Source organism: Sorangium sp. So ce394, assembly GCF_051474665.1.
Classification (GTDB): domain Bacteria; phylum Myxococcota_A; class Polyangia; order Polyangiales; family Polyangiaceae; genus Sorangium; species Sorangium cellulosum_D.
In genome coordinates this window covers 13309497-13322549 of the sequence record NZ_CP150339.1, presented here as the reverse complement: position 1 = coordinate 13322549, position 13053 = coordinate 13309497, and the positions used below count along the sequence as shown (strand labels likewise).

7 protein-coding genes are annotated in these 13053 nt (G+C 70.6%); 4 read left to right on the top strand and 3 right to left on the bottom strand.

Going from position 1 to position 13053, the window contains the following annotated elements; translation table 11 throughout:
* Positions 1-2: 2 nt before the first annotated feature.
* A complete protein-coding gene (locus tag WMF33_RS49235; protein ID WP_437335052.1) occupies positions 3-3836 on the bottom strand; it encodes a serine/threonine-protein kinase in 3834 nt (1277 codons plus the stop codon).
* A 435-nt stretch (positions 3837-4271) separates the two neighbouring features.
* Between WMF33_RS49235 and WMF33_RS49230 the strand changes: the two genes are divergently transcribed.
* The 4 genes from WMF33_RS49230 (at position 4272) to WMF33_RS49215 (ending at position 10674) form a co-directional block, all read left to right on the top strand.
* Complete coding sequence (locus WMF33_RS49230; protein ID WP_129580871.1) at positions 4272-5387, top strand: ABC transporter ATP-binding protein; 1116 nt, start codon at positions 4272-4274, stop codon at positions 5385-5387.
* Positions 5380-6273, top strand: a complete 894-nt coding sequence (locus tag WMF33_RS49225) for an ABC transporter permease (protein WP_437335051.1) — start codon at positions 5380-5382, stop codon at positions 6271-6273. Before WMF33_RS49230 ends, WMF33_RS49225 begins: the two co-directional genes overlap by 8 nt.
* On the top strand, positions 6270-7097 hold the full coding sequence (locus tag WMF33_RS49220; protein ID WP_437335050.1) for an ABC transporter permease: 828 nt from the start codon (positions 6270-6272) through the stop codon (positions 7095-7097). The genes WMF33_RS49225 and WMF33_RS49220 overlap by 4 nt, the downstream gene beginning before the upstream one ends.
* Before the next feature lie 493 nt (positions 7098-7590).
* Positions 7591-10674, top strand: a complete 3084-nt coding sequence (locus WMF33_RS49215) for a TonB-dependent receptor domain-containing protein (RefSeq protein ID WP_437335049.1) — start codon at positions 7591-7593, stop codon at positions 10672-10674.
* A 496-nt stretch (positions 10675-11170) separates the two neighbouring features.
* On the opposite strand, the gene WMF33_RS49210 is transcribed toward WMF33_RS49215, so the two are convergent.
* Entirely contained in the window at positions 11171-11755 is a 585-nt protein-coding gene (locus WMF33_RS49210) for a GNAT family N-acetyltransferase (RefSeq protein ID WP_437335048.1), read from the bottom strand.
* Positions 11756-12070: 315 nt separating this feature from the next.
* On the bottom strand, positions 12071-13039 hold the full coding sequence (locus tag WMF33_RS49205) for a polyamine ABC transporter substrate-binding protein (protein ID WP_437335047.1): 969 nt from the start codon (positions 13037-13039) through the stop codon (positions 12071-12073).
* Between the last annotated feature and the right edge of the window lie 14 nt (positions 13040-13053).

Sequence of the window (13053 nt, the reverse complement as noted above, 5' to 3'; positions counted from 1 at the left end):
GGCTACCTGGCGAAGCCCGGCAGGAGCATGCGCGTCATGCGGTCGGGGCTCACGATGCCCTGCTCCTGCATCCAGCCGTTCGCGGCGGCGACGGCGGCGCGGCCCTCGTCGCCCTGGAGCAGCTCGCCGTGGCGGCGCCGCGCCGCCGCGGCGTAGAGGGCCATGCCGGCGGCCTCGAAGCCGCGCACGGCCTCGGCGAGCTGCTGCGCCGCCGGCTCCGCCTCGCCTCGGGCGGCCGCGACCGCGGCGCGCACCGCCGCGGCGAACGGGTCGGCCCAGGGCATGTGCTCGGCCTCGATCTTGCGGGCGGCGCGCGTCGCCTCCTCGTAGAGCGGCTCCGCCTCGGCCGGCGTGACGGCGGCGGCGGCGGCGAGCGCGGCGCAGGCCCGGAGGTGGGTGATGATGATGCGCACGGCCTGGATGCGCAGGACCAGCGAGCTCTCGAGGCCCGCCCGCTGCTCGGCGAAGAGGCGGTGCGTGGCCTCGCCGTCGCCCCGGTACAGGCCGATGTGCGCGCGGGCGACGAGGTCGAAATAGCTCTGCAGCTGGAAGCCCGCCTTGGACCAGCTCCGGATCGCGTCCTGCGCCTGGCGCTGCGCGGCGTCGGGGTCGTCCTGCACGAGCCAGTAGGCGTTGCTCTGCGACGAGCGCAGGCTCGTGGCGAGGTAACGGTCGCCGCGCTCGTCGGCCGCCTGCAGGTACATCGGGACCCGACGCATGAACTCGCGCGTCTCGCCGCCATACCAGAGCGCCCAGGCCGAGAACGTGTGCGCCCAGCTCCGCTCCCACGTGACGCCGGTGCAACGCTCGCGAAAGATGACGTCCGCCCGATCGAGATCCGCCACGCCCTGGTGCCAGCGGCCGAACAGCGTGGACGTGACGCCGCTGACGAAGCCGACGAGGCCGAGCGCGTGAGGCCGGCCGATGCGCGACGCGATCGCGCTCGCCGTCGAGAGCAGGTCGGTCACGCGGGAGACGGACGGGCCGCCGTCGATCGCGAGGTAGGTCGCCTCGAAGGCGAGGGCGCGGGTCACGCGGTAAGGCTCCCCCGCCTTGAGCGAGAGCAGCAGGTTGCGCGCCTGGAAGTCGGCGCCGCGCGTGGGATCGACGATCGCGAGCCCCATCGCGGCCGACCAGCAGACGTCGATGCGCATGAGGTCCTCCGGCGAGACCTCGTCGGCCGGCCGCTCGACGAAGTTCAGCCCGCGCAGGCGGACCTGCGCGCGCCGCAGCAGCAGCGACGCGACCGCGAGCTCCGGCGTCTTCGGCACCTGCATGCCCACCGCGCCGAGCACCGAGCGCAGGCCCGCCATGCCGGCGTCGACGTAGCCGGCGCGGAGGAGGTTCTCGGCGGCGCGGCGCCCGAGGTCGATCGCCTCGGCCTCGGGGGCGCCGTCGCTCGCGGCCATGTACGCCTCCGCGGCCTTGGCGCCGCGGCCGGCGCTGCTCAGCGCGTCGCCGAGCTTGGCGAGCACGACCCGCCGCTCCGCCCCGCCGGGCAGGTGGAGATCGATCGCCATCCGGTAGAGGCGCGCCGCGTGGTCGAACGCGAACGCGGCCTCGGCCTGCTCGCCCGCGCGCACCGCGTAGCCGGCGGCGCGCTCGGAGTCGCCGGCGGCGCGCCAGTGCTCGGCCAGCGCCTCGAGCTCCGCGCGCCCCGAGGCCTCCAGCGCCAGCGCGAGCCGGCCGTGCCAGCTGCGCGCCGTCTGCTCGTCGAGCCGGCTCGTGACCGTCTCCCGGATGCGGTTGTGAAACGGCTCGACGAACTCGTCCTGCCCCGAGCCGCCGGTCCGCAGGAGGTTCGCCGCGCGCAGCGCCGAGAGCACCCGCGTGAGCTCCGCGAAATCCGCCGCCATGGCGTGCGCGGCCACCGACGTCAGCACCGGCGCGCCGGCGCAGACGACGAGCTCGAGCAGCTGGCGCGCCCGCGGGTCCAGCCGGCTGATCCGCGCCCAGAGGACGTCGTCGAGGCGCACCGGGCCGCCGTCGTTGTCCTGCGCCATCCGGTGGCGCAGCAGGGCGTCGATGAACAGCGGGTGGCCGCCGGCCTCCTGCGCGATCGCCTCGATGCTGAGCGGCCGGCCGACCGGCGCGCCCCGGAGCAGGAGCGCGCAGAGCTCCTGCGCCTCCGCGAGCGACAGGCGGTGGAGGATGATGTGCCCGAGCGCGTCGACCGGCACCCCGAGCTGCCGCGAGACCGGCGGCGCCGTCTCGGAGGCGGTGCGCACCGCCGCGACGAGCATCATGGCGCGCGGGCGCGCGGGATCGACGGGCGGCGCGCCCGCGCACGCGGGCCCGTCGAGGCCGGCGAACGAGCCCGGCCTGGCCGCGGCGCTGAGATCGGCCTCGGTCCACGGGCGCATCACCTCCGAGAGCAGCGCGACGCTGTCGGCGTCGGCCCACTGGAGATCGTCGATCGCGAGCACGAGCGGCCGCTCGGCCGCGAGCCGGCCGAGCAGCTCCCGCAGCGCGGCGAAGACGAGGGCGCGGATCTCGGGCGGGTCGATCGCCTTGCGCCGCGCGCGCGCCTCGGTGATGGCGGGGACCGTGCGGAGCACCGGGAACACCGTGCCGAGCAGGCCCGCGTTGGGCGGCAGGAGCGCCTTGACCTCCTCGGGCGGGCGGCGAACGAGGTGCCGGCTCAGCGCGTCGATGAGCTCGTCCACCGCCTTGTAGGGGACCGCCTCGCGCTCGTAGCAGCGCCCGGCCAGGACGAGCGCGTCCTTGTCGATGCGCTCGAGGAACCGGCGCAGGAGCGCGCTCTTGCCGACGCCCGACTCGCCCTCGAGGAACCGCGTGACGGAGCGGCCCATCCGCGCCTCGGCGAACGCGCCCTCGAGCGCGGCGAGCTCGCTGTGCCGGCCGACGAAGCCGATGCGCTGCGAGAGGACCGGCGGCTCCTCGATGAGCTCCTGCACCCGGAGCCGCCGCAGCACGTCGCGCGCGGTCGGGCGGGCGGCCGGGTCGATGCGGAGCATGTCCACGCAGAGCTCGTCGATGTCCGCCGGCATGTCCTCGACGAGCCGGCTCGGCGGCGGCGGCTCGGCCCGCCGCATCATGTCCATCGTCGCCTTGGGCGCCGTCTGGAACGGATAGACGCCGGTCAGGGCGAGGTAGAGCATGACGCCCGCGCTGTAGATGTCCGCTTCGGGCCCGGCCGCCTTCCCCTCGGCCTGCTCGGGCGCCATGTAGTGGAGCGTCCCGACCACGGCCTGCTCGCGCCCCGGGCCGCTCGCGTCGGCGACGAAGCCGAAGTCGAGGAGGACCACCCGCTCTTCGGCGGTGACGAGCACGTTGGAAGGCTTGATGTCGCGGTGGACCTTGTAGGCCGCGTGCACCGCCGCGAGCCCCTGGGCGAGCTGGGCCAGCGCCGAGCGGAGGCGGGCCTCGTGGAAGGGGCGCTTGATGCGGGGCAGTTGCTCGGGCGCGGGGCCCTGCCCGTGCCAGAGGGGGATCGACGGCAGGGTGGAGCGCCGCCCGCCGCCCGCGGGCTCGCCCCGCGGCCCGCCGTCGCCCTCCTCGTGGAGCCGCACGTGCACCACGAAGTCGACGCCCCGGATGAGCTCCATCGTGAAGAAGAGCTGCCCCTCTTCCTCGTGGAGCTCGCCGAGGCTGACCAGGTTCGGGTGCTGGATGTCCTGCAGCGAACGGAACTCGTTCTTGAACCGGAGGCGCGCCTCGGCGCTCAGATTGCGGAGGATCTTGAGCGCGACGCGCCCCTTCCGCTCGCGGTCGAAGGCCTCGTAGACAACCCCCATCCCGCCGACGCCCACGACGCGAACGACCTGGAAGCGACGCGTGCCTCCGAACTCCGGTCTCGCGTTCCTCAGGCCCATGCGTGGACCAAGAAATCACCGGCGCCGAGCGGTGGCAAGCAGCGCGTTCGGTGCGCGTTGGGAGCGCGTAGGGAGCGCGCGGGAAGCGCGGAGGACGCGGGCGGGGAGCGCGCAGGATGCGCGCGCCAGCAGCGCGCGGGAGGCGCGGCGAGGGCGCAGGCGCCGCGCGGCGCGCCGGGCCTGCGCGGCGCGCGTCCGGCCTGCGTGACGCGCGCGTCACGCCGCGAGCAGGATCGGCAGAAAGGTGGCACGCCCAGGGGAAGGGCGGTAGCGTACCCGGCCTGCGAGCGAAAAGAACCCGGTCCGGGGCGCGCCGCTCAGCCGGTCAGCCCGGCGCGCACCCAGTTGACAACGGGAGGGCATCATGGTCTGCGTAGTACGCTCCGAGGCTTCGGAAGCGGTTCCGAGAGCGCCACGCGCAAAGGGTTTGCTGGGGTGATCCAGAGGTTGAGAGACTTCTTCTCGTCGTCGGCGCGGCGCATCACGAGGCCCCCGAGCGAGAGCGCGGCCGAGAGCAACCCGGGATGCAGCCTCGTTGTAGAGAATGTCAGCAAGAGCTTCGGGAAGACACAGATACTGAACGACGTGTCGTTCAAGGCGGAGGCCGGCGAGTTCGTCACGCTGCTCGGGCCGTCCGGCTGCGGAAAGACCACGCTGCTCCGCATCATCGCGGGGCTCGATCGCTCCGATCGGGGGCGCATCCTCCTCGCGGGCAGGGCGGTTGACCACCTGCCGGCGAACCGCAGGCCGGTGAACACGGTGTTCCAGAACTATGCCCTGTTCCCGCATCTCACCGTGTTCGAGAACGTGGCCTTCGGCCTGAGGTCGCGCAGCATCCCTGATCCCGAGGTGCGCGAGCGCGTGCGCTCGAGCCTCTCGATGCTCAAGCTCGATGATCTCGCGGAGCGGTATCCGCACCAGATCTCGGGCGGTCAGAAGCAGCGAGTCGCGCTCGCGCGCGCGGTCGTCAACGAGCCTGAGGTGCTGCTGCTCGACGAGCCGATGTCGGCCCTCGACGCGAAGCTGCGCGCCGAGGTCCAGCTCGACCTGCGCCGCCTCCAGCGCGCGCTCGGGAAGACGTTCGTGCTCGTCACTCACGATCAGGACGAGGCGATGACCGTCTCGGACCGCATCGTGCTGATGAACAAGGGCCGCATCGAGCAGCAGGGCGCGACGGCCGAGGTCTACGAGCGGCCGCAGAGCCGCTTCGCCGCCGAGTTCTTCGGCGCGGCCAACCTCATCTCGGCGCAGCGCGTCGGCGCCACGCTCGTCTTCACGACGGTGGGCGCGCTGAGGGTCCAGACCACGCCTCAGTGGGAGTTCGGCACGCTCGCGATCCACCCCGAGTGGATCGAGCTCTGCGACAGCGAGCCGCCGGAGAACGGCGTGCGCGGCGTGGTGCGCGAGAGCTTCTACCGCGGCGACCACGTCGAGCTCATCATCGAGCCCGGGCCGCTGCGCGTGCAGCTCAGCCCCCGCTCGATGCTCAAGCCCGGCTCGTCCGTCTGGCTCGCCCTCCCCGCCGAGCGGCTCGAGGTGCTCAGTGACTGAGCCGACGGTCTGGTATGGCCAGCTGACGACGCGGCGGCGGCTGCTCGCGCGAGGCTTCATGCTCATCGCGGGCGGCGTCTCGTGGCTGTCCGTGTTCCTCCTCCTGCCGAGCCTCGCCCTCCTCGTCGTGTCGTTCGTGAAGCGCGACGCCGACGGCGCGCTGATCTGGGAGCTGACGCTCGAGTCGTTCGCGCGCATCTTCGGCTCCGCGTCGGGCGAGAACGCGCGCATCCTCATCCGGAGCATCGTCCTCGCGCTGGTCGCCACGACCGCCTCCGTGCTCCTCGCGTATCCGATGGGCTTCTTCATCGCCCGCGGCTCGCAGCGCCGGCGGTTCTTCTGGCTGGCGCTCGTCTTCGTCCCGCTCTGCACGAACCTCGTCATCCGCACGTTCAGCTGGAAGCTCCTCCTCTCGGCGCAGCTGCCCCCCGCCAAGCTCGCCGCGTCGCTCGGCTGGGTCGACCCCGGCCGCGACATCTACCCGAGCTGGGTCGCGGTCTCGCTCGGCCTCGTCGCGGCCTCGCTGCCGTTCGCGGTGGTCCCCCTCTACACGAGCATCGACCGCCTCGACTGGTCGCTCGTCGAGGCGGCGCAGGACCTCTACGCCTCGCGGCTCCGCGTCTTCTTCGCCGCGATCTTGCCCCAGACCCTCCCCGGCCTCAGCGTCGCCGTGATCCTGACGTTCGTCCCCGCGATGAGCGTCTTCGTGGTGAGCGACATGCTCGGCGGCGCGAAGCACTGGCTGATAGGCAACCTGATCCAGCACCAGTTCGGCCCCGGCCGGAACATCCCCTATGGCGCGGCGCTGAGCCTCCTGCTCATCGTCATGACCCTGGGCGGCGTCTCCCTGTATCGCCGCAACGGGCGCTCCGTGGAGATCTTGTGAACAGCGATCGCGGTCCCTGGCGCGCGCTGACGACGGTCGCCGCCTTCCTCGGCTTCGGGCTGCTCTACGTGCCGCTGCTCGCGGTGGCCATGTACTCGTTCAACGCCGCGGAGCGGGGCCTGGTCTGGACGGGCTTCTCGGTGCGCTGGTACGTCGATCTCTTCGCCGATCCCGAGACCAGCCGCCGCGCCCGGGAGATCCGCGAGGTGGCCGTGAATACCCTGCTGCTCGGCGGCGCCTCCACGCTCGTCTCGACCGTCCTCGGGACGCTGCTCGCGCTCGGGATGCGCTTTCCGTGGACGAGCTCCGTGAGCCGGCTGCTCGAGTCGATCGTGGACATCCCGGCGGTCGCGCCGGACATCACCTTCGCGGCGGTGCTGGTCATGGCGTTCAACCTGCTCCGCCGGGTGGTGGACTGGTTCGACCTGGGCATGACGACGATGATCATCGGCCACGTGACGTTCGAGATCGCGTTCGTCACGCTCATCGTCCGCAGCCGCCTCATCTCCATCGGACCGACGCTGAGCGAGGCCGCGATGGATCTCTACGCCTCGTCCTGGATCCATTTCCGGCGGGTCACGCTCCCCCTCCTCTGGCCGGCCATCGTGGGGGGCGCGATGCTCGCGTTCACGATGTCGCTCAACGACTTCGTGATCAGCTTCTTCACGTCCGGCCCTCGCTCGGTCACGCTCCCGCTCTTCGTCTATCACTCTCAGGTGCGGGGGATGCGGACGGACCTGTTCGCGATCTCGACGATCCTCGTGTTCGGGGTGATCGTGTTCATCATGGTGCTGGAGCGGCTGACCCGCTGGCGGAACGATTGAGCGCTCGCCGCCGCTCCACGGCCGAGCTCGAGTCGCTCCACCGCTGAGGGCCCGCGCCGCCGCCTCGCGCCGCGCGAGCGCCGGCGCCTCGCGATCGCTTATGCATGTGCGGCGGCGCGAGCCGGCGCGCTGCGGCTCGGCTCGGGCGCGGCGCGCGAGCGAGCCCGAGCTCGGGCGCTTGCCTCCCGGCGCGCGGGAGCGCGAGCGGTTCCGGGGAGATCCGCGCGCGCGGCGAGCTCCGCGCGCTGGGCTCGACCGCGGCCCGCTCACGCTGTCACGCGGCCCGCGCAGAAGCGCCTACACAGCGGCGGCGACGTGGACGTGGGGGCGTCCGCCGCTTGTGCGAACAGGTTGGATCGGCTCACGGCTTACGGTAAGCTGACCCGGCAATGCGGCTGTTCGTCCGAAGCTCGCCGTGTCTCAGCGTGACTGCTGGGCCCCGGCGGACGGCGCCTTGCGCTCCACTACGACCGCTGGGAATCGAGATCGAAAGATGAGCTTTCGTCGTTCCGCACTCCTACTCATACTCGTTTCACTCCTCACATTCTCCGGTCGGCCTGCCTGGGCGGACGATCTGGCCGATGAGGCCGATCTACACTTCAGGATCGCCACGGAGCGTTACGCCAAAGCCGATTACCGGGGCGCCCTGGAGCACTTCCTGGTGTCGAACCGGCTCGTGCCGAACCGCAACGTCATCTTCAACATCGCACGAACGTACGAGGCGCTCGGGGAGTACCCGGACGCGTTCCGCTACTACGTTCAGGCGCTCGAGCAGGAGCCCAACGCGGCGCGCCGGCCCGCCATCGAGGAGGCGCTCGCGCGCATACGCCCGAACGTCGCCGTCATCAAGGTGACGACGGACCCGCCGGGAGCGACGGTGTACATCAACCGCCGTGATCTCGGCGGCCGCGGCAACACGCCGCGCCTCCTCGGCTTCCCGCCCAACACCAAGCACAAGATCATCGTCGACCTCGAGGGGTACGAGCCGGCGGAGGTCGAGAACGTCGAGGCGAAGCTCGGCGAGCAGACGAACGTCGAGGTCAAGCTGAAGCGCATCATCGGGACGGTGCGCGTGGTGGGCGAGACGGCGGGCACGACGGTGCGCGTCAACGACGCGAGCGGCCCGCCGGCGTGCACCGCGCCGTGCGACCTCACGCTGCCGCCGGGCCGGCACCGCCTGTACCTCTCGCAGGAGGGGTATCAGCCGTCGGAGCAGGACGTGAACGTCGCGGCCGCGAGCACGGTGACCGCGCGCTACCGTCTGAACCCGCTCACGGGCAGCCTGGTGGTCAACGCGGACGAGCGCGACGCGCTCGTCGAGGTCGACGGCAAGCCGATGGGCTTCACGCCGGCGGTGCTCAACGTGCAGAGCGGCCAGCGCCGGGTGCGCGTCTCGCTCCGCGGCTTCCGCCCGGTGGAGCAGGTCGCGACCGTCGTGGCGAGCCAGCAGACCCGGATCGACATCTCGCTCCGGCAGCTCGAGGAGGTCGAGGCCGCGTCTCGTTCGACGGAGGCCGTCGAGGACGCCCCCGGCTCGGTCACCATCATCCCCGGGCAGGAGCTGCGCGCGATGGGTTATCCGACCGTCGCCGAGGCGCTCCGCGGCGTGCGCGGCGTCTACACGACATACGACGGCGTGTACACCTTCGCGGGCATCCGCGGCATCAACCTGCCGGGCGACTTCGGCAACCGCATGCTGACGCTGCTCAACGGCCACTCGATGAACGACAGCTGGGTCAACCTGTCGTACTTCGACTACCTCGCCCGGACGGACCTGGAGGACGTCGAGCGGATCGAGATCGTGCGGGGCCCGGGCTCGGTGCTCTACGGTACGGGCGCGTTCTCCGGCGTCGTCAACATCGTGACCAAGGGCCGCCCGACGGCGAGCAGCGTGGGCTTCGGCGTGGGCACGGCCGACAACTCGCTGGTCCGCGGGCGCGCGTCGTTCCAGCTGCCGCTCGGTCGCGACTCGGGCGTCTGGGCGTCCGTCGGCGCCGCGCGGAGCCTCGGGCGGGATTACTTCTTCGATGGTTACCAGGACCACTTCACCTCTAGTTATCCCCCGCCCGAGACGGGGCCGGACGATCCGCTTCGCTACCGGTTCGACGGTCACTCCCGGGATAACGACAAGTTCACGGTGGGGACCTTCCAGGGGCGGCTCTGGCTGAAGTCGTTCTCGGCGCAGTGGTACCTGAACTCCCGCGACAAGACGGTCCCCAACGGCGTCGCGACGACGCAGCTCGGCGTCGACAAGACGTACTACAAGGACACCCGTGGGTTCCTCGAGCTCTCGCTCTCGCCGCGCTTCGGGGACAAGCTCGCGACGCTGACCCGCGCGAGCATCAACCTGTACCAGTTCAGAGACAGGCTCTGGTACTACGCGCCGTTTGCCGCGAAGGGCATGAGCGAGGTCTATGACAAGGAGAAGTTCGACGACGTCTGGTTGCTCGCGGAGCAACGGGTCGAGTTCAGTCCGATCCCGCAGCTGAAGATCACCGCGGGCGCCGAGGCGCAGCTGCACTTCACCGCCGCGCAGCAGGGCGTCAACAGGGCCTGCGACGGCACGCCCACCGGTTGCTCTACCTTCGTCTACCTCCCGCTGAGCGACGATCCTGCGAAGCAACTTGATACGACCGCTCTCGACAAGCACCCTTACCGGATCTTCGCGGCGTATGCGCTCGTCGACATCACGCCGTCGGAGCGGCTCCGCATCTCGGCTGGCTCCCGCTTCGACTACTACTCGACGCTGGAGGATGCGACGCCCGTCCCGAGCCCGAGGATCGCGCTCATCGTCAAGCCGTACGAGCAGGGCAACCTGAAGATCACCGGCGGCCGCGCGTTCCGCGCGCCCTCCATCCAGGAGCTGTTCTACGGGTACGCTCTTCCTCCGAATCCGCTGGTGGCGAATGACACTCCGCACGTGACCTACAGGCCCTCGCCGGATCTCCGACCCGAGAACGTCTGGTCGGGCGAGGTCGAGTTCACCCACCGGCTCTCCTCCACGGTCTCCGCGCTCGGCGCGGCGTACGTGAACCACCTGAGCAACCTGATCTTCCAGGAGGGGAGCAATATTCCAGACGACCCGACCGACTACAACAACACCGATGTTCCGATCTTGGTCGTCGGTGGCGAGGCCGAGCTGCGCCGCGAGTGGCGTCAGGGGTGGATGGCGTCGCTCTCGTACTCCTATGCGAAGGCGCGGTACCTGGAGGACAGCGGCGTCAACAAGCTGCGCAACGTCCCGAACTCGCCGGAGCACATGGCGTCGGCCCGCGGCGCGGCCCCGCTCTTCGGCAAGGCGGTCGTCCTGGCGTCGCGCTTGACGGTCGAGGCGCCGCGGTACGACCGCAATATCAAGGAGGACCCCGCGCTTCCTCCTCAGACCCAGACCGAGCCGGCCGTGATCTGGGACATCGTCGTCTCCGGGCAGCTGGACGTCGGCAACCTCCGGTACAACGTCGGCGTCTACAACGTCGGCGACTGGCGCTGGACGGCGCCGACGGCCGCGCAGTACACCATCGCGAAGTTCCCGCAGAGCGGCCGTACGTTCCTCGCCTCGCTCAACATGAGCCTCTGAGCAGCGCCGGCGCTGGTGCCTGCCAGCGTCGCAGAGCGCCCCTCCCCGTTCGGCGGAGGGGCGCTGTCCTTTTGTCCCCCCGAGCTCGCCCAGCGGCCCGCCGCCGAGTGACACGCACCGTCAGGCGACGCGCACCGTCGGGCGGCCCGCCGCCAAGTGGCACGCACCGTCAGGCGCCGCGCACCGTCAGGCGCCGCGCACCGTCAGGCGCCGCGCACCGTCAGGCGGCCTCACGCTCGCCGATGCGCTCCAGCGCAGATGCGCCTCGATTCATGGACAAACGAAGGCCCCCGCGGCGGGGGGGTCGTCGCGCGGGGTGGGAGATGGGCTGATGTTTGAGCCCGAGTGGCGTCCTGTCTCCGTCGTGCGGCGCACGACGGGGACAGGACGCCCCAGGCGAGCTCAGCCCATCCCCCGCCCCGCGCGACGACCGCCCGCTCCGGGGGCCGGACAGCTCGGGACGACCTGGAAGCCTACGAGACCCGCAGAAGCCCCGTCACTTGTTGTACGGCCGCTGCGCCGGCTTGGGGCTGAACATCGTACACAGGATCGTGTCGTAGAACTTCCCCTGGAAGAAGTAGTTCTCCCGGAGGTACCCTTCTCGCTGGAAGCCGACCCGCTCCGCGACCCGGAGCGACGGCCCGTGCTCGGGGTCGATGCCCGCCTCGATGGTGTGCAGGTCGAGCTGCTCGAACCCGAACCGCACGACCGCGCGCAGCGCCTCCGTCATGTACCCCTTGCCGCTGGCCGTCTTCGCCTGCTCGTACGTGATCTCGGCGCGGTAGTGCGGCGTCAGGAAGCGGAAGAACCCGGCGGCGCCGATCAGGTGGTCCGACCCCCGGACGCTGATGCCCCATCGCAGCTGCGACCCCTCCTGGTGCGCGCGCTTGAGCATGCCGATCATCTTCCTTGTGTCGGCGACCGTCTTGTGGACGGGAGCGCCCCACAGCCTCAACCATTCATCGTCGGAGCAGACGGAGAACAGGGCTTCAGCGTCGGATTCCACGATCTCACGCAGGATCAGGCGCTCTGTCTCGAGTCGAGGATGAACAGCGAACGGAAGGTCGAGAGGGCTACTCATCAGGGGCTTCTCCCAGGTATAACGCCCAGCCTATCATCGTTCCGCGGCGCTCCGCGCAGCAATCTGGCGTGCGCGCGAGCGGATTGTGTCCGCCGCGCGTGCTGACGCGCCGCGCATCGCGCCTCACACGAGGTCGCGCTCCGCCTCACATCGGGAGTGTCCAGGGGAGAGCCAGCGCGCCGCCGGCCACGCAGGGTCAGACAGGCGACTTCACGGCAGGTGCGTGTCTGTCCACGTGGGCCACGTGGGCAGAGGTGCCTCCCTGAGCCCGCGGTCGCGCGCCGCGCCACCATCGATGGTGACGCCACGATGGCGTCACTGTGACTTCACTTCCGTCCAGACCTCGTCAAACACCTTCGCCGCCTCGCCGAGATCGCGGTGGTGCTCCAGGCGATCCGCCACCTCCTTCGTCGGGTAGATGAGCGTGTTCGTGCGATCGGCGTCCGGCAGCTTCCCTTGTGCCGCGGCGTTGGGCGTCGCGTACTTCGTGTACATCGAGAGCTGCGCGCCGCCCTCCGGCGTGAGCACGTGATTGATGAACTTGTGGGCCAGCTCGGGGTGAGGCGCCTTCGCCGCGATCGTCATCACGTCGACCCAGATGACCGAGCCTTCCTTGGGGATCACGAACGCGAGGCGCTCCTTGTCCTGCTCGATCTGCTTCTGCGCGTCCCCGTTCCAGACGACCGCCATGTCCACGGAGCCCGCCCTGACGTCCTCCATGGCGCCCACGCCGCCCTTGAAGCCGAGGCACTTCGGCTGCTTCTTCACTTCCTTGAGGACGCGCCCGGCCTCCCGGATCTCGTTGGCGTTCGTGGTGTTGCTCGAGTACCCCTTGTACTTGAGCACCGAGCCGAGCATGTCCCGCTGCTCGTCGAGCAGCACGAACGTCCCCGCCAGCTTCTGCGGATCGAGCAGCACCGACCAGGAAGGGTCGAGGTTGGGCAGCTTCTTCTTGTTGTAGACGATGCCGACGGTGCCCCACTGGTACGGCACGCCGTGCTTGTTGCCGTCGTCGAACCCGGGCCCGGCGAACCGCGACTCGAGGTTCTTGAGGTTCGGGATCTGCGCGTGATCCAGCGCCCTGACCAGGCCGCGCCGCACCATCCTGGGCAGGATCTGGCTGGCCATGATCACGACGTCGTACTGGCTGTCAGCGCCCGCGTACGCCAGCTTGCTCTCCATCTCCTCGGTGGAGTCGTACCGGGTCAGGCGCACCTGTGCCTTGGTCTGCGCCTCGAACTCCTTGATGATCTTCTCGTCGATGTAATCTGGGAAGATCAGCAAGTTCAGCTCGCCTG